At 29.5% G+C, this 17,777-nt stretch carries 23 protein-coding genes; 20 read left to right on the top strand and 3 right to left on the bottom strand.

The annotated features are described in order from the left end of the window. The 10 genes from WG950_RS14030 (at position 1) to WG950_RS13985 (ending at position 8,207) form a co-directional block, all read left to right on the top strand. Positions 1 to 153: a hypothetical protein gene (locus WG950_RS14030; protein WP_172830843.1), complete on the top strand. Its 153-nt coding sequence runs from the start codon at positions 1 to 3 to the stop codon at positions 151 to 153. Further along, on the top strand, positions 150 to 305 hold the full coding sequence (locus WG950_RS14025; protein WP_340933213.1) for a DUF4177 domain-containing protein: 156 nt from the start codon (positions 150 to 152) through the stop codon (positions 303 to 305). The genes WG950_RS14030 and WG950_RS14025 overlap by 4 nt, the downstream gene beginning before the upstream one ends. Position 306: 1 nt before the next feature. Then, a complete protein-coding gene (locus WG950_RS14020; protein ID WP_340933210.1) occupies positions 307 to 807 on the top strand; it encodes a hypothetical protein in 501 nt (166 codons plus the stop codon). Then, the gene (locus WG950_RS14015; protein ID WP_340933208.1) at positions 804 to 1,727 is read left to right on the top strand and encodes an alpha/beta hydrolase; all 924 of its coding nucleotides are present in this window, start codon (positions 804 to 806) and stop codon (positions 1,725 to 1,727) included. The genes WG950_RS14020 and WG950_RS14015 overlap by 4 nt, the downstream gene beginning before the upstream one ends. 1 nt (position 1,728) lies before the next feature. Then, positions 1,729 to 1,893 carry an Arc family DNA-binding protein gene (locus tag WG950_RS14010; protein ID WP_077809713.1) on the top strand — a complete coding sequence of 55 codons (165 nt, stop codon included), beginning with the start codon at positions 1,729 to 1,731 and terminating at the stop codon, positions 1,891 to 1,893. A gap of 117 nt (positions 1,894 to 2,010) precedes the next feature. Next, positions 2,011 to 5,172, top strand: a complete 3,162-nt coding sequence (locus WG950_RS14005) for a VPS10 domain-containing protein (RefSeq protein ID WP_340933205.1) — start codon at positions 2,011 to 2,013, stop codon at positions 5,170 to 5,172. Between the two features lies 1 nt (position 5,173). Next, entirely contained in the window at positions 5,174 to 5,854 is a 681-nt protein-coding gene (locus WG950_RS14000; protein ID WP_340933204.1) for a DUF2490 domain-containing protein, read from the top strand. Between the two features lie 2 nt (positions 5,855 to 5,856). Next, a complete protein-coding gene (locus WG950_RS13995; RefSeq protein WP_340933201.1) occupies positions 5,857 to 7,161 on the top strand; it encodes a DUF819 domain-containing protein in 1,305 nt (434 codons plus the stop codon). 39 nt (positions 7,162 to 7,200) lie between these two features. Further along, positions 7,201 to 7,899 carry a DUF4369 domain-containing protein gene (locus tag WG950_RS13990; RefSeq protein WP_077809717.1) on the top strand — a complete coding sequence of 233 codons (699 nt, stop codon included), beginning with the start codon at positions 7,201 to 7,203 and terminating at the stop codon, positions 7,897 to 7,899. 146 nt (positions 7,900 to 8,045) lie between these two features. After that, positions 8,046 to 8,207 (top strand): hypothetical protein, encoded by a 162-nt coding sequence (locus WG950_RS13985; protein ID WP_340933199.1) that lies wholly within the window; start codon positions 8,046 to 8,048, stop codon positions 8,205 to 8,207. Here WG950_RS13985 and WG950_RS13980 read toward each other — a convergent pair. Then, positions 8,204 to 8,659 (bottom strand): DUF4442 domain-containing protein, encoded by a 456-nt coding sequence (locus tag WG950_RS13980; protein ID WP_340935268.1) that lies wholly within the window; start codon positions 8,657 to 8,659, stop codon positions 8,204 to 8,206. The two genes, WG950_RS13985 and WG950_RS13980, sit on opposite strands and share 4 nt — an antisense overlap. A gap of 150 nt (positions 8,660 to 8,809) precedes the next feature. Between WG950_RS13980 and WG950_RS13975 the strand changes: the two genes are divergently transcribed. The 5 genes from WG950_RS13975 (at position 8,810) to WG950_RS13955 (ending at position 12,401) form a co-directional block, all read left to right on the top strand. Further along, positions 8,810 to 9,241 carry a DUF4870 domain-containing protein gene (locus WG950_RS13975; protein WP_077809718.1) on the top strand — a complete coding sequence of 144 codons (432 nt, stop codon included), beginning with the start codon at positions 8,810 to 8,812 and terminating at the stop codon, positions 9,239 to 9,241. 10 nt (positions 9,242 to 9,251) lie between these two features. Further along, a complete protein-coding gene (locus tag WG950_RS13970) occupies positions 9,252 to 9,596 on the top strand; it encodes a PadR family transcriptional regulator (RefSeq protein WP_077809719.1) in 345 nt (114 codons plus the stop codon). Next, positions 9,589 to 11,271, top strand: coding sequence for a PspC domain-containing protein (locus WG950_RS13965; protein WP_340933193.1), 1,683 nt, complete (start codon positions 9,589 to 9,591; stop codon positions 11,269 to 11,271). The genes WG950_RS13970 and WG950_RS13965 overlap by 8 nt, the downstream gene beginning before the upstream one ends. Positions 11,272 to 11,368: 97 nt before the next feature. Next, entirely contained in the window at positions 11,369 to 12,094 is a 726-nt protein-coding gene (locus tag WG950_RS13960) for a head GIN domain-containing protein (protein ID WP_340933192.1), read from the top strand. Between the two features lie 70 nt (positions 12,095 to 12,164). After that, on the top strand, positions 12,165 to 12,401 hold the full coding sequence (locus WG950_RS13955) for a hypothetical protein (RefSeq protein ID WP_340933190.1): 237 nt from the start codon (positions 12,165 to 12,167) through the stop codon (positions 12,399 to 12,401). Positions 12,402 to 12,503: 102 nt separating this feature from the next. On the opposite strand, the gene WG950_RS13950 is transcribed toward WG950_RS13955, so the two are convergent. Next, the gene (locus WG950_RS13950) at positions 12,504 to 13,874 is read right to left on the bottom strand and encodes a tetratricopeptide repeat protein (protein WP_340933189.1); all 1,371 of its coding nucleotides are present in this window, start codon (positions 13,872 to 13,874) and stop codon (positions 12,504 to 12,506) included. A 191-nt stretch (positions 13,875 to 14,065) separates the two neighbouring features. On the opposite strand from WG950_RS13950, the gene pyrR reads away from it, so the two are divergent. From pyrR to WG950_RS13925, 5 genes are read left to right on the top strand one after another with little or no spacing between them, the layout of a single operon-like run. Then, positions 14,066 to 14,605, top strand: a complete 540-nt coding sequence (gene pyrR, locus WG950_RS13945; protein ID WP_079736950.1) for a bifunctional pyr operon transcriptional regulator/uracil phosphoribosyltransferase PyrR — start codon at positions 14,066 to 14,068, stop codon at positions 14,603 to 14,605. 59 nt (positions 14,606 to 14,664) lie between these two features. After that, positions 14,665 to 15,594, top strand: coding sequence for an aspartate carbamoyltransferase catalytic subunit (locus WG950_RS13940; RefSeq protein ID WP_077809725.1), 930 nt, complete (start codon positions 14,665 to 14,667; stop codon positions 15,592 to 15,594). A gap of 1 nt (position 15,595) precedes the next feature. Further along, positions 15,596 to 15,928: a hypothetical protein gene (locus WG950_RS13935; RefSeq protein ID WP_340933188.1), complete on the top strand. Its 333-nt coding sequence runs from the start codon at positions 15,596 to 15,598 to the stop codon at positions 15,926 to 15,928. A 10-nt stretch (positions 15,929 to 15,938) separates the two neighbouring features. Continuing rightward, positions 15,939 to 16,259, top strand: coding sequence for a T9SS type A sorting domain-containing protein (locus WG950_RS13930; protein ID WP_340933187.1), 321 nt, complete (start codon positions 15,939 to 15,941; stop codon positions 16,257 to 16,259). After that, positions 16,256 to 17,170, top strand: coding sequence for a ribonuclease Z (locus WG950_RS13925; protein WP_340933185.1), 915 nt, complete (start codon positions 16,256 to 16,258; stop codon positions 17,168 to 17,170). The genes WG950_RS13930 and WG950_RS13925 overlap by 4 nt, the downstream gene beginning before the upstream one ends. Here the strand turns inward: WG950_RS13925 and WG950_RS13920 are convergent, their stop codons facing one another. Next, a complete protein-coding gene (locus WG950_RS13920) occupies positions 17,171 to 17,533 on the bottom strand; it encodes a CoA-binding protein (protein WP_340933184.1) in 363 nt (120 codons plus the stop codon). Positions 17,534 to 17,777 lie beyond the last annotated feature (244 nt).

Here is a 17,777-nt window from a genome sequence, read left to right as displayed (position 1 = left end):
ATGGAACACAAAAAAGGAACAGGTCTTGCAATTGGCATTGCAATAGGAACAGCTATTGGCGTTGTTATGAATAACATTGCAATTGGTGTAAGTTTAGGAATTGCATTCGGAATTATTTATGATGCTAATAAAAATAAAAAAGTAAAAAAATGAAAGAATACAAAGTAGTACAACCTAAAACAGGATTTAGAAAATTTTACGAACGATATGAAGAACTTTTAAATCAACATGCAAGGGAAGGTTGGGAAGTTTGCCAAATTTTACCAAGCCTTAAAATTGTTTTCGAAAGAGATAAAAACCGTTAATATGAAAGTTTTTAAAGAAGAGCAGCGCTTTACGCAAACTTGGTTAATTTTATTAATGTCTGTTAGTTTAATTGTACCTATTACTCTTATACTACAAGATTATAATAAAGCCAACTCTTCTATTAGTACAAATGAACTTATTTTAAGCATTTTAGCTATAATAGGTTCTGCCTTACTAATTTTTCTTTTTAAACTTAAAACCAGAATAGACGAAAAAGGAATTTATTATCAATTTTTTCCGTTTCATTTAAAATTAAAATTGATAAAATGGACAGAAATAAATAAAGCATATGTTAGAACCTATGATCCTATAGGAGAATATGGTGGTTGGGGTTTTAAAGGTGGTTCATTTTGGAATAAAGAAAAAGGAAAATGTATAAATGTTTCTGGCGATATTGGTATTCAATTAGAGCTTAAAGATGGCAAAAAGCTTCTTATAGGAACTCAACAAAAAGAAAGTGTAATTCAGGTTTTAAAAACCTATGAAATAAATTTAAAATGATCAAAATTATTACATCCATAGTTATTATTTTATTCGGAATTAAAACTGCTTTTGCACAAATAGAATCCGAAGAAATTGTAATTAAAAACGGAGAAATAGAATTACCCGGAACGTTAACGTTTACAAAAGAAAAATCTCCGTTAATAATTTGGGTACATGGTTCTGGTAATGTAGACAGAAATGGTAATCAAGCAGGTACACCAGTAAAAGCAAATTACATTAAAGAGTTTAGAGATTCTGTAAATAAAAAGAATATTGCTTTTTTTAGTTATGACAAAAGAACCGCTTATAAAAAAAACTATCCATATTTAAAAGACACAAAAATTAGAGATTTTGTGATTGATGTGGAAACAGTAATTTCTCATTTAAAAAAAGAGAAACAATTTTCTAAAATTATTTTAGCAGGTCATAGTCAAGGTTCTTTAATTGCAATGTTAGCATCAAAAAATATCGATAAATATATTTCTATTGCTGGCGCAGGAGAAACAATAGATAAAATAATGACTCAGCAAATAAAAAAGAATAATCCTATGCTAGGTGTTATTGTAAAAAAACAATTCGATACACTTAGATTTAAAGGGAAAATAGAAAAGATAAATCCGTTTTTAGTAACTATTTTTTCAAAAAAAAATCAACCTTTTTTATATTCTTGGTTGCAAATTGATCCTTTAGAAGAAATTAAGAAATTGACAATTCCTACTTTAATTATTCAAGGAGAAAAAGATACGCAAGTTACAATTGAAGATGCAAAAAAGCTTAAAGAAGCGAATGCAAATGCAAAATTAGTTTTTATCAAAAACATGAATCATGTTTTAAAAACTATAGAAAAAGAAGAAGATAATTTAAAATCTTATTATTCTAGTGATTTCCCTTTATCAAAAGAATTAATTGAAACTGTTGTTCAATTTGTAAACAAATAATATGGCAAAAAAGAAAGCTTTCGCGTTGCGAGTTAATGAAGATATGCTAAAAGCTATAGAAAAATGGGCTGCAGATGAGTTTCGTTCTACAAATGGTCAAATAGAATGGATGTTAATGCAAGCCTTAAAAGAAAACAACAGAGAACCTAAAAAGAAAGAAGACTAAATCTATTTGTAAGGTTCTTAAAATGCTAATTTATGTTAAAAAAACGCTCAATTTTTATTGAGCGTTTTCTATTTTGTATCTTGTTCGCTAATATTCAAATTCAACAAACTTAAACTAATGAAAAAACTATTTACACTTGTCTTTTTGTGCGCTACTTCCCTACTCTTCTCTCAAGAGTTTTCTATGGATTTAGTAAAAAACATGAAACCTAGAAATATTGGTCCGGGCGGTATGTCTGGTAGAGTAACTTCTATAGATGTTGTTACAGCTAACCCAGAAATTATTTATGCTGGTACTGCTTCTGGCGGTATCTGGAAATCTACATCTGGTGGCGTTAAATGGGAACCTATTTTCGAGAAAGAACTTACAGCCTCTATTGGTGCTGTTGCAATACAACAATCTAACCCAAGTGTTGTTTGGGCAGGTACTGGTGAAGGTAATCCAAGAAACAGTTTAAATGGTGGTTTTGGTATTTATAAAACTTTGGATGCCGGTAAAACGTGGAAATCTATGGGTTTAGAAAAAACAAGACATATTCACAGAGTTGTTATAGATCCTACAAATCCGGATGTTGTTTACGCTGCTGCAATTGGTTCTCCTTGGGGAGAACATAAAGAACGTGGTGTTTATAAAACAACTGACGGTGGTAAAACTTGGAAACAAATTTTATTTACAAATGAAAAATCTGGTGCTGCAGATTTAATTATGGATCCAAACAATCCTAATAAAATAATCGCTGCAATGTGGGAACACAAGCGTGATCCTTGGTTTTTTAAATCTGGAGGAGAAGGCTCTGGATTATATATTACTTATGATGGAGGTGATAATTGGAAAAAAATCACAGAAAAAGAAGGTTTTCCTAAAGGCGAATTAGGTAGAATTGGTGTTGCTATTGCACCAAGTAATCCAGACATTGTGTATGCCTTGGTAGAATCTAAAAAAAATGCACTTTACAAAAGTGAAGATGGTGGTTTTAAGTGGAAAAAAATAAACGATAAACCTGGTATCGGGAATCGTCCGTTCTATTATTCAGAAATTTACGTAGATCCTCAAAATGAAAACAGATTATATACAGTTTTTACGTATGTGAACGTATCTCAAGATGGCGGAAAAAGCTTTAAAGAATTAATGCCTGCTTATGGTGTAGATAATGGTGTGCATCCAGATCATCATGCTTGGTACATCCATCCAAATAATGGTAAATTTATGATTGATGGAAATGACGGTGGTTTAAATATTACCAAAGATGGTGGTAAATCTTGGCGTTTTATAGGTAACATACCTGTTGCACAGTTTTACCATATAAATGTTGATAACGAATTTCCTTATAATGTTTACGGTGGTATGCAAGATAATGGTTCTTGGAGAGGTCCTGCTTATGTTTGGAAATCTCAAGGAATTAGAAATTCTTATTGGCAAGAGATTAGTTTTGGTGATGGTTTTGATGTTGTACCAGACAAAGACGATTCTAGATATGGTTGGACAATGAGCCAACAAGGTTCTGTATCTAGATTTGATTACTTAACAGGTAATAATTATTCTGTAAAACCAACACACAAAGATCCTAATGTAGAATTGCGTTTTAATTGGAATTCTGCAATAAACATAGATCCATTCGATAATTCTACACTTTATTTTGGTAGTCAATTTGTACATAAATCTACTGATAAAGGATTAACATGGACGGTTATTTCTCCGGATTTATCTACAAATGATCCAGAAAAATTAAGACAATCTGAAAGCGGTGGTTTAACTATGGATGCAACCGGTGCAGAAAATCACTGTACTGTGCTTGTTATAGAACCTTCTTTATTACAAAAAGATGTAATTTGGGCAGCAACAGATGATGGTCAAGTTCATATTACAATGAACGGAGGAAACTCTTGGACCAACGTAGCTAAAAACTTAAAAGGTTTACCAGAAAATAGCTGGATTACTCAAATTAAAGCTTCAAACAAAAATAAAGGCGAAGCTCTTTTAATCGCAAATGATTATAGACGTTTTAATTACACTCCGTATGCTTATAGAACTAAAAATTACGGTAAAACGTGGGAAAGAATTGTAGATGAAAATGATGTACAGAGTTATACATTATCGATAATTGAAGATCCAAAAAATGAAAATTTATTATTTCTAGGTACAGATGATGGTTTATACATTTCTGTAGATGCTGGTAAAAAATGGACAAAATGGACAAACGGTTTCCCAACTGTACCTGTTAAAGATTTAGTAATTCATCCAAGAGAAGACGATTTAGTTATTGGTACTTTTGGTAGAGCTGCATGGGTGTTAGATGACATTAAACCATTAAGAGCTTTAGCTGCTAAAAACGCAACTTCTAAAAAACTACATTTATTTGAACCTCCTGTTGCTTATCAAGCAGCAAGACAACAACCTACAGGTAGTAGATTTGGTGCAGACGGACTTTATCAAGGAGAAAACAGAAGAAGTGGTGCATTAATTTCTTATTATGTTAATGTTCCTAGAACTAAAACTAAATCATCAAAAGAAAATAAAGTAAAGTTCGATTCTATTAAATTAGAAATTTTTGATGGTAATAGACAAATTAGAACTTTAAAATTTAAAGCTCCTAAAGAAAACGGTGTACATAAAACTACATGGTATTTAAGAGAAAAAGGTGTTGCTAGGGCTTCTAGAAGAATTAGAAAATCTAGTAGAGAACCTGGTGGTGTTACAGTAAAACCAGGTACTTATCGTTTAAAAATGACATTTGGAGATGTCATAGAAGAACAAAACATCAAAGTAGAATTTGATCCTAGATTAAAAATTTCTGACAAAGCAATTAATCAAAAATACAATGCAAGTAAAGAGCTAGAGAGGTATCAAGAGAAAATTGCAAATGTTGTAAAACAACTAGTTGAAAGCAAAAATACTGCAACTACAATTAAATCTCAGTTAACAAAAGAAGACAAGAAAAAATATAAAGATCAAATTAAGTCTTCTAAAGATGTTATTAAAAAGATAGATGGTTTACTTGCTAAATATTTAGGTTCTATAGACAAAAGACAAGGTATTACTAGAAATCCAGAAATTACAGTTAACCAACGTTTTGGACAAGCAAGTAGATACATCCGTTCTCGTTTTGGAGAACAAACATCAACAGAGACTGTTTTAATGAATCAATTTAAAGAAGAATTTAAAAAAGCTCTTACAGAAACAAACGCATTCTTTAATAAAGATTGGTTAGACTACAAAAAAGAAACAGAGTCTATTAAAATTTCTTTATTTAAAGACACTAAAATTTACTCTATAAATTAATATGCGTAAACTATTATTATTCATTTGCCTTTGCTTTATAATTAATAAAGCAAAGGCTCAATCTACCGCAGAAGATAAATTAGGTACCTGGTTTATGTATAACGGTTCACATAAATTATCTGATAAATTTGGTTTAAAAACGATGGCTCATTTTAGATATTATGAGCTTACAGAAAACTTTCAACAAGAAATATACAGGTTAGGTTTAAATTATACATTTAATCCAAAGGTAAATGTTACACTTGGTCTAAGTTACGCTACAGCAGATAGAACTTACGAATCACCATCAAATTACTTATACGAATATCGTTACTACCAAGATTTAAATTTAAAGTCTTTTTGGGGAGAATTTACTGCAAAACATCGTTTTAGATTAGAGCAACGCTTTATTCATCAAGATTTTAATGTTGATGCATTTCAAAATTGGTTACGATACGATTTGAATGTAAGTTATCCTCTTTCGAAAACTTGGAGTGTTTACGCTCTTAATGAACTTTTCTTAAACCTTGATAGAGGTAAGAGATTTGCTCAAAACTGGACAGGTGTTGGTTTTATGCATAAATTAAACAATACAATAAAATTAAAAGCCGGATATTTTCAAATTAAAACGCCAAATGAAGTACTTAAAAGATTACAATTAGGTATCATTGTAAATACAGATTTTTCTAAGAAAACAATTTAATTATGCAACCAATTTTTACAAATGATGCCATTGTTTTTGGTATCCTAATGATTTCTTTAGGCTTTGTTTTTTATACTGAAGGATTAAAAACTGGCTTCTGGCCAAAATTCTATAAAATAGTGCCAGGTTTATTTATGGCATATTTTATTCCTGCAATTTTTACCACTGTTGGTATTATTTCTCCAGAATGGCAAACTACAGATGCTACAGGCGCTGTTAGTAAAAACTCTTCTCAACTTTATTACGTTGCTAGTAGATTCTTATTACCTGCTGCTTTGGTTTTAATGACACTAAGTATCGATTTAAAAGCTATCTTTAATTTAGGTTCTAAAGCATTAATCATGTTTTTTACTGGTACTGTTGGTGTTATAATTGGCGGACCTTTAGCTATATTATTAATTTCTGCATTTTCACCCGAAACAGTTGGTGGTGCAGATTTTGATGCTGTTTGGAGAGGTTTATCTACATTAGCTGGTAGCTGGATTGGTGGTGGTGCAAACCAAACTGCAATGCTAGAAATTTACAAATACAATCCTGCAAAATATGGCGGAATGGTAATTGTTGATATTGTAATTGCAAATGTTTGGATGGCAGTTTTACTAATTGGTATTGGTAAGAAAGAAAAAATAGACAAATGGCTAAAAGCAGATACTTCTGCTATCGAAGACTTAAAAGAAAAGGTAATTTTATTTACTAAAAAAGTAAAGAAAAATCCAACATTAACAGACTTTATGATTATGCTTGCTATAGCATTTGGTACTGTTGGTTTTGGTCATTTTTCAGCAAAATACTTAAGTCAATTTTTTTCTGAGTTTGTTGCTTCTATAGAATCTCAAACTTGGCGAAATATGTTTTCTTTCTTAGGATCTGGTTTTTTCTGGTTAATTAGTATTTCTACAATTGTAGCCATTTTATTATCTTATACTAAAGCTAAAAACTATGAAGGCGCTGGTGCAAGTAAACTTGGTAGTATTTTTATATACATTTTAGTTGCAACAATTGGCATGAAAATGGATTTAAATCAGGCATTTGAAAATCCAGGATTAATTGCAATTGGTTTTGTTTGGATGACAATACATGCTGTTTTATTAATAATTGTTGCTAAAGTAATTAAAGCACCTTATTTCTTTTTAGCAGTTGGTAGTCAAGCTAATGTTGGTGGTGCCGCTTCTGCACCCATTGTAGCTCAAGCTTTTCATCCTTCTTTAGCAACTGTTGGTGTATTATTAGCTGTTTTTGGATACGCTATTGGTACAGTTGGTGCAATTTTGTGTACAATTTTAATGGAATTAGCTTCAACTATTTAAAAAAATAAAGCATATTTGCAGACTAAATTTTTATAAACAATGAAGAAAATAGTAACAGTTTTACTAGCATCGATGTTAATTTTTGCATGTTCGTCTAAAAAAGATGGAAACATGATTGTTCAAGGAAACATAAAAGGACTTAAAAAAGGAACCTTATATCTTCAGAAAATGAATGATACACTATTGGTTTCTGTAGATTCTGTAAATGTTTTTGGAGACGGAAATTTTAAATTAACAGACAATGTAGAATCGCCTGTGATGTACTATTTAGCGTTTGATAGTAAAACAACAGATAAAAGAATTTTATTTTTTGGTGATAAAGGAACTATTACAATTAATGATAATATTGATATTTTCGGATTCAACCCAGAGATTACAGGTTCTAAAAATCAAGAAGTTTTAAATAATTTTATAAAGGTTAATAACAAATTTAAAAACCAACGATTAGAATTTATTAAAAAAGAATTTGAAGCAACAAAGGCACAGGATCAAGATTTAATGACTAAAGTTAAAACTGACTTTGATAGAATGATCCGTAGAAAATATCTTTACACCACAAATTTTGCGTTAAACAATAAAGACTTAGAAGTAGCACCATATATTGCATTAACACAATTGTACGATGCAAACATTAAATTATTAGACACAATTAATAATTCATTATCAATAGATGTTAAAAAATCTGCATACGGTAAACGTTTAGATAAATATATAAGCGAAATAAAAGCAAAAGAATAAATTAAAAAAACCGAGTTTATACTCGGTTTTTTTATGCTTAAAATTTATTTCGATAAAGTATCAATAATCTAAAATTATCTTTTATTTAACATATTTGCTTCAAAAAAAATCTAGTTTTGCATCATAATTTTAAATTATAATCAATTATGAAATATTTATCTCCAGAAATTGAAGCCTTATCTAAAAAACACGAAGAGACAAAATCTTTAGCTAGAACTAGTGTTTCTTGTGGTATCTTTCAAGATTGTGACTACAACGAAGAAAGACCAAAATTATATCTTAGAAAAAAAACTAGCGAATTAGTTTAAGTCTTTACTTTTAGACTCCATTCAAAATTAAATTTTGAAACTATTATACCGTCTTCATTTACGCCTTCGGAAGACAAAACCACAACTTGCCCTTCATTTGTCTTAATAGATTTCTGAATAGCTTTGGTAACTTCTACACCACCATTGCAAGTAAATATAATTTTACCCGTTGCCTTTTTATAGAACGCTGCATCTTGCTTGGTAACTAACATAGAAACTTTTCTATTAGAATCTTCGATAGCTTTCATCACCAAAACACCAGTACTCATTTCTGCAGCCATACCTTGTGCTGCCCAAAACATACTTTTAAAAGGATTTTGATTCATCCATTTATGTTTAATTTTTACAACTGTCTCATCTTTAGATATAGATAAAACTCTCATTCCGCTTAAATAACCCAATGGTAATTTAAGTAACATAAACAGGTTTACTTTTTTAGGTGTAATCTTCATATTGCTTATTAAGACAGGCAAAGTACCACTTTTATTAATCATATTTAGCATTTTAAAAATGTTAAAAAAATGTTAATTATAGTACTATGTATTGCATAATACCTTTTTTAAGATATATATTTGCATAAGAAAGTATTATATACTATAATCATGAAAAATAATAAACAAAATACAAACGCCTTTTTAATTCACTTATCTGCTTTTGCTGGTTTTATATTTCCTTTTGGCCATATAATTACACCGTTAATAGCGTGGCAAACATTAAAAGAACGAAGTGAATTTTTAGATGAACAAGGTAAAGAGGCAGTAAATTTTAATATTAGCTACACTTTATATTCTTTCTTGTTGACCTTAACATTTATTCCATTTGCCTTTGGTTCTTTTATCAGAGAATTCAATCATTTCGACAATTTTAGCATCAATTTAGATTTAAATTCTCATAACTTTTTAGGAATAATTGGTTTTGGTACGGTAGCAAGTATTATTTATTTAATTGGCATTGCATTAGTTATAATAGCTTCTTTAAAAGCAAAAGAAGGAGAAAATTACAAGTACCCTTTTACTATAAAATTTATTAAATAAACCACATTATATGAAGATAGAAAACACAAAAGCACAAATGAGAAAAGGTGTTTTAGAGTATTGTATTTTATCCATTCTAAAAAATGGAGATGCATATACATCAGAAATACTTTCTACGCTTAAAGGTGCAGAAATGATTGTGGTTGAAGGAACCATTTACCCGTTACTAACTCGCTTAAAAAATGCTGGTTTATTATCGTATAGATGGGAAGAATCAACCTCTGGACCACCAAGAAAATACTACGTTTTAACAGAAAACGGAGGCATGTTTTTAAAAGAATTAGACAAAACATGGAGTAATTTAGTAAACGCAGTTAACCAAGTAATTAGCACAAAACCAACTTCAGATGAATAAGACAATAAATATAAATTTAGGCGGATTTTTCTTCCATATAGACGAGATTGCCTATCAAAAACTAAGAAGATATCTAGAGTCTATCTCTAAATCTTTAAGTGAAGATCCGCAAGGAAAAAATGAAATAATAGCAGATATAGAAGCACGTATAAGTGAACTTTTATCAGAAAAAATTACTGATGCTAGACAAGTTGTTAACGAAGGTGATATCGAAGATATTATTGTAATAATGGGGCAACCAGAAGATTACGCAGAGGCAGAAGAAGCATATTCTGATGCAAGTTATTCTTATAAGAGAAATAATACTTCTGGGAAAAAATTATTTAGAGATGGCGATGATAAATTTTTAGGTGGTGTTGCATCTGGTATTGCGCATTATTTTGATATTGACGCAATTTGGATTCGTTTAGGTTTGTTAGCACTTTTCTTTGGAGCAGGATTCGGAATTTTAATTTACATTATTTTATGGATTCTATTGCCAGAGGCAAAAACTACAGCAGAAAAATTACAGATGGAAGGTGAACCTGTAAATATTGATAACATTGAAAAGAAAATTAGAGAAGAATTTTCTAACGTATCAGAAAATGTTAGAAATGTTGCGAATCAAGCATCAGAAAAATTTAAAGATGGTGCTAATGAGTTCTCAGAAAAAATGAGTCAAACTTTTTCAGCAAAGACAAAAAAAAATAATGGTTTACAAGATTTTTTAGATACAATTGGTAAAATTATACTTGGCTTTTTTAAAATTATAGGAAAGTTTTTAGGTGTACTATTTGTATTCTTAGGTGCCGCCATTATTTTATCTCTAATTATTGGAGGGTTTTCTGTAGGAAGTTTAGAATTCTTAAATATTGATGGAAATTATATTAGTTACCCAGAATTCTTTTATGACGCAACGCTACCAAGATGGTTGCTAACAGTTTCTTTATTTGTTTTAGTTGGTATTCCTTTTTTAGCATTATTAATTTTAGGTTTAAGAATGTTATCTAGTAATGTAAAACAAGTTAGTAGAGCAACCTCTTTATCTCTTTTAGGTCTATGGATAATTGCTTTGTTAATGATCATTTTTACGGCAATAGAATTTGGTACAACACATGCTAATTATGGTAAAAATGTGGTAAAAAAGAATCTTACAATTTCGAAACAAGACACGTTAACTGTAAAGATGATTAACAATGACGAGATCTATTATAAACACAACTTAAGAAGATCTTCTAGAAGACACGAAGTTGAAGTTGATAGTAAGCGTATGGTTTATACAAATGACATAAGAATTGATGTTAATAAAAGCAATACAAACGAAGGTTATGTAATTATTCAAAAAGAATCTTATGGTAGAAGTAGTATTAGAGCGACTAAAAATGCTGAAAAAATAGCATATAATTTTACATTTTCTAATAATGAGCTTTTATTAGATGCTTACTTTCTTTCGAATATAAAAAATATTTTTAAAGATGAAGAAATTGTAATTACGTTGTTTTTACCAACTACTTCTACTATCTATTTTGATAATTCGGTGAAATCATTTTTATATAATGTTACAAATGAAAATAATTTAGACGAAGACGAAATGACTAATCATTATTTTAAAATGACAAACAGCGCTTTAGTATGTACAGATTGTGCAACTGAAAAAGAAGATGATGAAGATAAAAAAGTTGAAGACACATTTTAATTACAATTCAGTACAATTAAAATACAACTGGGCAACTTTATATTGGCAATAAGCGTCTTAACTGTGATATTTACCATATAAACTTAAAAACAACATCATGAAAAAATCAATCAACCAACTTTTAACAATTTTATTTTTATCGACTATTTTAACATCTTGTGGTGTCGATTATTTAAATAAAGTAAATGGTAATAGAAATGTTACTACAGAGACAAGAAACGTTAACGATACTTTTAATAGTATACATGTAAGCAACGGTATCGATTTATATATCAGCCAAAGTAGCAATACAGAAGTTGTTGTCGAAGCTGATGAAAACCTACAAGAAATTATAAAAACCGAAGTTAATGATGGTGTTTTAAGAATTTATACAGATAAAAACATTTGGCAATCAAAATCAAGAAAAGTTTATGTAACACTACAAGAACTATCTAATTTAAAAGCTACAAGTGGTGCAGATGTGTATACAGAAGATGTTATAAATACAAAAGAGATATCTATTTCTGCAACAAGTGGCGCAGACATAAACATTAAAGTTGATGCAGAAAGTGTAGCTACAAAATCTACAAGTGGATCAGATATTAATATAGCTGGTAACACAACCAATCATGCATCAAGCGCTACAAGCGGAAGTTCTATAGATGCTTACGACTTAGAAAGTAAAAACGTTATTGCCAAAGTAACAAGTGGTGCAGATATTGATATTTATGCTTCAGAAAAAATTGAAGCGAAAGCAACTAGTGGCGGAGATATCGATTATAAAGGTAATCCGAAAATTGTAAATAAAAAGTCTTCTTCTGGAGGAAGTATTTCTAGAAAATAAAATAAATCAATCAACCAAAAAATGATTTCTTCAGGTTGTAATAAACCTGAAGAATTCTAAAAAAACAGCTATGAAAACATTATTAGATTCAATTAAAGATTCTATGATTGTAAAAGTATTAATTGCAATAATCATGTTCTTTTTTACTTGGATTTCGAATACTCAAATAGAAAAAAATTCTGAATTTTATAAGTCAATAAAAGGCGATAAGAATGTTTTTACAGAAAACTCATCTAAATTAGAACAACCGAAAAATATAAATGAAATTTTGTCGAAAAACAGCAAACAGTTTTATGCGAAAAAATAAAAAAATTAGAAAGCTAACTTCTAATATGGTTACTAATACTTGGTTTTATTAGTTTACTTGGTAAGTCGCTGTTTTTAAAAAAACAGCGCTTACTTTTTATAACTATTCTGTTGCTTTTTTGTAGTTACTTAAAAGCTTTTTAACTTCTAAATTATCATAAACCGTAGGATAAAGCTCTTTTAAAATGATGTGATAATCATAATCAATCTGCATTCCTTTGATCAAATGAGAAAAAGCATATTTATTTTTATTCATAATAAAAAATAAGCCTGCAAATCGGTATTCTATTTCTGCAAAGCCTTTATGTATTTTCTGAGCTTCAAAAATTACTTTTAAAGCGTAATTATATTCGCCTAAAAATGATAAAACATCAATTAAACCTAAATAAATTTCCGGGGAATTATCGCCCAAACGCAAACAATTATTATAACCAGAAACGGCTTCTTCCAAAAAGCTAAGTTTTAGTTTTATTTCTGAATACCTTCTCCAATACACCGCATTGTCTTCGTCTATTTTTAATGCTTTAGATAAATAATAAGATGCTTTTTGGTAATTTTCTAGATCAAAATAAATGTTAGCTAATAAACCCCAACCTTTATCTAGTAATGGATCTTCGTGTACAGCCTTCTTATAATAGGAAATTGCAGCTTCTAAATTTTCTAATTTTTGGTAGCACTCACCTACTCTAATGTATGCGTATGCAGTAGGATCATCTAACTCTAAAGTAATTAAATAATTGTCTATAGCATCTTGATAATTTCCTAATTGTTCTAATGTTTTTGCCTTTTCTAGATATCCGCCTAAAAAAGATTCGTCAATTAAAACAGCATATTCAAAAGCTTTTAAAGCTTCTTCAAAATTATTTAAAACAAAATATTGTCTCCCCAATTGATGCCATGCAACTTCGCAATAAGGGTTTATTTCTATGTAAGATTTTAAGTATGTTGCAGCCTCTTCATGCTCTTCTTGCATATCGAAACAATACACAATATTATAAAGTGCAGAATAGTCTTCATAATCTACTTCGATACAGTTTGCAAAGTTTTTTCTAGCATTTGTAAAATCATCTAAGTATAAATATTCCATACCCAATAAAGACCAAACATCTACTTTATCTTCAGTTAAATCTAAAGCTTTTTCTAAATCTTTAATGGCTACTTTATGCAATCCTCTTTTAGAGTTTATTGTAGCTTTTTGTATAAAAACTTCTTCATTATCTGGTGCAATAATTGCTACTTTTTTTAAAAGTTTTTCGGCTTTATCTACCTCATGCTCTGTTAAGTGCATTTCTACCATCAACAATTTTAAATCAATAGATTCTGGGTGTTGTTCTAACCCCAATTTTATTGCTTTTTTTGCTAATGATACTTTACCAGAATCTAAATAATGTATGATGATTTCTTCAAACTCTACCAAATCAAAAAAATAAATATTGTTGGTTTTGAGCATCGATTCAAATTTTAATAGAGACATAACTAAGAGATTTGAATTATGATAATAAAGGTAGTATAACTCTAGGAAAACAATTGGCTGCGAAGTTTTTCTTTTCAACAATTTAATTAACAAAAAGCCAACTTTATTTAAGCCTTAATAATTTTGTGCATACATAAATTTACATTAATTTTGATTTTCAATAACTATCAACTTAAATTGATAGCCTTCTTATGAGCAAAAAAACCTTACTTAACTCAAAAGATATTGAAATTATTCTTCATCGATTAGCTTGTCAGTTAATTGAAAACCATAATGATTTTTCTAATACAGTACTTATTGGTTTACAACCAAGAGGTTCTTATTTGGCAAATAGATTAGCCAATTTGCTAAAAACAGATTATAATATTAAAAACTTAGAGTTAGGACTTTTAGATATTACTTTTTACAGAGACGATTTTAGACGAAAAGAAAAACCGTTGGCTGCAGAAACTACAGAAATGGATTTTTTAATAGAAGGTAAAAAAGTTGTAATTATTGATGATGTTTTATTTTCTGGAAGAAGTATTAGAGCTGCTTTAACAGCAATTCAGTCTTACGGAAGACCCGAAAATATAGAACTTTTGGTTTTAATTGACAGAAGATTTAGCAGGCATTTACCTATTCAGCCAAATTATAGAGGCCGACAAGTAGATGCTATAAATGAAGAGCGTGTTTTGGTTACCTGGAAAGAAACCCATAGCAAAGACGCTGTTTTTATAGAATTAAAGTAACCAAGTTTACAAGCTACCATGAAGAATAAAAAACAAATATCTAACTTAAATATGTTGATGTGTCAGAATTAAGCGTAGAACATTTATTGGGAATAAAATATTTAAAGCCCAATGATATTGATGTTATTTTTAAAACTGCAGATCATTTTAAAGAGGTAATTAATAGACCTATTAAAAAAGTACCATCTTTAAGAGATATTACCATTGCAAATTTATTTTTTGAAAACAGCACAAGAACAAAACTAAGTTTCGAACTTGCAGAAAAAAGACTTTCTGCAGATGTAATTAACTTTTCTGCAGGACAATCTTCTGTAAAAAAAGGAGAAACTTTAATAGATACGGTTAACAATATTTTAGCCATGAAGGTAGATATTGTTGTAATGAGACATGGTAATGTTGGGGCGGGCGTATTTTTATCTAAACATGTAAATGCAAAAATTATAAATGCCGGAGATGGTACTCACGAGCACCCAACACAAGCACTTTTAGATTCTTATTCTATTAGAGAAAAATTAGGAAGCGTAAAAGGTAAAAAAATAGTTATTGTTGGTGATATTTTACATTCTAGAGTTGCTTTGTCTAACATTTTCGCTTTACAACTTCAAGGTGCAAAAGTAAAAGTATGTGGTCCAACAACACTTATACCTAAACATATTACAAGTTTGGGTGTAGAGGTAGAAACAAACTTAAAAAAAGCCTTAGAGTGGTGTGACGTTGCCAATGTTTTACGTGTACAGCATGAAAGAATGGATATCAAATATTTTCCGTCTACAAGAGAATACACACAATTATTTGGTATAAATCAACAAATATTAGACAACCTTGGCAAGAAAATTGTAATCATGCATCCAGGACCAATAAATAGAGGTGTAGAAATAACAAGTGATGTAGCAGATTCTAATGATTCTATTATACTTAATCAAGTAGAAAATGGTGTTGCTGTAAGAATGGCAGTAATTTATTTATTGGCGCAACAAATAAAAAGATAAGATGCTAATTACAAAAAAAGAGAATTATATTCTTGTAACTTCCGAAGAAGAAAACTTTACAGAATTTTATAAAAAATTTAAAGATAACTACGGATACATTAAAGACGGACATTTAATTATTCATATTTCTAAAAAAATAAGCTTAGAAAATAAAGATTTTTTACTATTTTTGGATATAGCCGAAGAAAAACAGCAAAATGGCACGTCATTTGTGATAGTTAATTCGGTTATTGATATTGATAACTTTCCAGAAAACTTAAATATTGTACCTACTTTGCAAGAAGCAGAAGATATTTTAGAAATGGAAGCAATAGAAAGAGAATTAGGATTTTAAAAGATAATTTATGGTAAAAAAAATACTTTTCATTTTATTTTTATCGGTTTCATTTACAGCTTTTTCGCAAAAAAAAACTGTAGATAACTTATCTACTGCTCCTAATCCTTTTACAAGTGTTACAAATATAACTTTCAATTCTGTGTCCAATTCTTCGGTTATTTTAACTGTAAGAAATGTTTTGGGTAAAACTGTTTTTAAGAAAACGTATAATACTACATCGGGTAAAAATAAAATACCATTTTATAAAAACGATTTAGCTACAGGTATGTACATTTACAGTATACAGAATAATAAGAAGGTAATTTCTAAACGTTTTGTAATTAAATGATAAACCTTACTATTCTAGGTTGTCATTCTGCAACACCTCGTGCAAACGCATTTCCTACTGCACAATACTTAGAAATTAACAACAAGCATTTTCTTATAGATTGTGGCGAAGGCACGCAACGCCAAATGCGTAAATACAAAGTTGGTTTTTCTAAAATAAATCACATATTTATTTCTCATTTACACGGCGACCACTATTATGGTTTGGTTGGTTTACTATCTACTTATGGTATGTTAAGTAGAGAAAAAGAAATGCATATTTACGGGCCAAAAGGTATTCAAAAAGCAACCATGCAGATGCTAAAAATATCTGAATCTCATGCCAAATTTAATATGGTATTTCATGAACTAACTTCAAAAGAAAGTGAATTAATTTATGAAGATGATAAAGTTACCGTTACTACAATTCCTTTAAACCACAGAGTGTACACAAATGGTTATCTTTTTAAAGAGAAAGAAAAACCAAGAAAATTAAACATGCTAAATATTAGCGGTTATCCAGAAATTGACAAAGCAGATTATTTAAACATTAAAGCTGGTAGAGATATTACATTAACCTCTGGTGAAGTTGTACCAAATAAAAGTTTAACATTAGATCCACCAAAACCATTAAGCTATGCTTTTTGTAGCGATACTAGTTATAAACCAGATATTGTACCAATTATAAAAGATGTAGATTTATTGTATCATGAGTCTACCTTTTTAGCAGACAGACAAGATTTGGCTAAAAAAACAAAGCACTCTACTTCTATAGAAGCTGCTAAAATTGCCAAAGATGCAAGTGCTAAAGAATTAATTCTAGGTCATTTTTCTGGTAGATATCCAGATACAACTGTGTTTCAAAAAGAGGCAAAAACAGTTTTTGATAATGTTTCTTTAGCAAAACCTGGAGCTAAATTTACTTTAAAATAATTAGTATTGGTTTGTTCCTAACAAAACTAAGGTACAGGCAATTTCACTTTCTATATTATTATTCTTTAACATCTTAAGAAATTCAAAATTCTCTGTACCCGGATTAAAAATAACTCTATTGGGTTTTAAATCTATAATATAGTTGTAATACTCTTCTTGTCTTTTCGGATTTAAATATAAAGTAACCGTATCTATATTCTGATACTCTTTTTTCTCTACATCTATATTAACATCTGCAACTATACCTTTTCTTAAGCCTATAGCAACAGTATCAATTTGGTGAGCTCTTAATTTTTGTATTGCACGGTTAGAGTACCTTTCTTCTTTTAAAGAAGCTCCTATTACTAACGTTTTCTTACTCATATTTTTTAAATAAAAATTGAAACAAATAGATTTTACATTCGTCTATAAGATAATTACTTTGTCTTCACTAAAGTAATTTATTTGATTTAATAACAAAAATCCGAAGTAATTAATACTACGGATTTTTTATTTGTTATTTTCTGTGGCCTCTATCGAGCCTTTAACAGCTATTATAATATTTACAATACAAAAGATAAAAATAAGTATCGAATTGGTCTTTGTACCCTCGAAAATTATAAATTTA

The sequence above is a fragment of the Polaribacter marinaquae genome (genome assembly GCF_038019025.1).
GTDB lineage: Bacteria > Bacteroidota > Bacteroidia > Flavobacteriales > Flavobacteriaceae > Polaribacter > Polaribacter marinaquae.
Note: the sequence above shows the minus strand (reverse complement) of the source record. Positions and strands in the feature narration are given on the sequence as shown.

Coding starts and splice junctions, on each gene's coding strand:
- WG950_RS13925 (WP_340933185.1), top strand. CDS start 16,256: ATGATAAACCTTACTATTCTAGGTTGTCATTCTGCAACACCTCGTGCA.
- WG950_RS13995 (WP_340933201.1), top strand. CDS start 5,857: ATGCAACCAATTTTTACAAATGATGCCATTGTTTTTGGTATCCTAATG.
- pyrR (WP_079736950.1), top strand. CDS start 14,066: ATGAGCAAAAAAACCTTACTTAACTCAAAAGATATTGAAATTATTCTT.
- WG950_RS14025 (WP_340933213.1), top strand. CDS start 150: ATGAAAGAATACAAAGTAGTACAACCTAAAACAGGATTTAGAAAATTT.
- WG950_RS13960 (WP_340933192.1), top strand. CDS start 11,369: ATGAAAAAATCAATCAACCAACTTTTAACAATTTTATTTTTATCGACT.
- WG950_RS13980 (WP_340935268.1), bottom strand. CDS start 8,659: ATGAAGATTACACCTAAAAAAGTAAACCTGTTTATGTTACTTAAATTA.
- WG950_RS13965 (WP_340933193.1), top strand. CDS start 9,589: ATGAATAAGACAATAAATATAAATTTAGGCGGATTTTTCTTCCATATA.
- WG950_RS13990 (WP_077809717.1), top strand. CDS start 7,201: ATGAAGAAAATAGTAACAGTTTTACTAGCATCGATGTTAATTTTTGCA.
- WG950_RS13935 (WP_340933188.1), top strand. CDS start 15,596: ATGCTAATTACAAAAAAAGAGAATTATATTCTTGTAACTTCCGAAGAA.
- WG950_RS13920 (WP_340933184.1), bottom strand. CDS start 17,533: ATGAGTAAGAAAACGTTAGTAATAGGAGCTTCTTTAAAAGAAGAAAGG.
- WG950_RS14020 (WP_340933210.1), top strand. CDS start 307: ATGAAAGTTTTTAAAGAAGAGCAGCGCTTTACGCAAACTTGGTTAATT.
- WG950_RS13950 (WP_340933189.1), bottom strand. CDS start 13,874: ATGTCTCTATTAAAATTTGAATCGATGCTCAAAACCAACAATATTTAT.
- WG950_RS14005 (WP_340933205.1), top strand. CDS start 2,011: ATGAAAAAACTATTTACACTTGTCTTTTTGTGCGCTACTTCCCTACTC.
- WG950_RS13975 (WP_077809718.1), top strand. CDS start 8,810: ATGAAAAATAATAAACAAAATACAAACGCCTTTTTAATTCACTTATCT.
- WG950_RS13985 (WP_340933199.1), top strand. CDS start 8,046: ATGAAATATTTATCTCCAGAAATTGAAGCCTTATCTAAAAAACACGAA.
- WG950_RS14010 (WP_077809713.1), top strand. CDS start 1,729: ATGGCAAAAAAGAAAGCTTTCGCGTTGCGAGTTAATGAAGATATGCTA.
- WG950_RS13970 (WP_077809719.1), top strand. CDS start 9,252: ATGAAGATAGAAAACACAAAAGCACAAATGAGAAAAGGTGTTTTAGAG.
- WG950_RS13930 (WP_340933187.1), top strand. CDS start 15,939: ATGGTAAAAAAAATACTTTTCATTTTATTTTTATCGGTTTCATTTACA.
- WG950_RS14000 (WP_340933204.1), top strand. CDS start 5,174: ATGCGTAAACTATTATTATTCATTTGCCTTTGCTTTATAATTAATAAA.
- WG950_RS14015 (WP_340933208.1), top strand. CDS start 804: ATGATCAAAATTATTACATCCATAGTTATTATTTTATTCGGAATTAAA.
- WG950_RS13955 (WP_340933190.1), top strand. CDS start 12,165: ATGAAAACATTATTAGATTCAATTAAAGATTCTATGATTGTAAAAGTA.
- WG950_RS14030 (WP_172830843.1), top strand. CDS start 1: ATGGAACACAAAAAAGGAACAGGTCTTGCAATTGGCATTGCAATAGGA.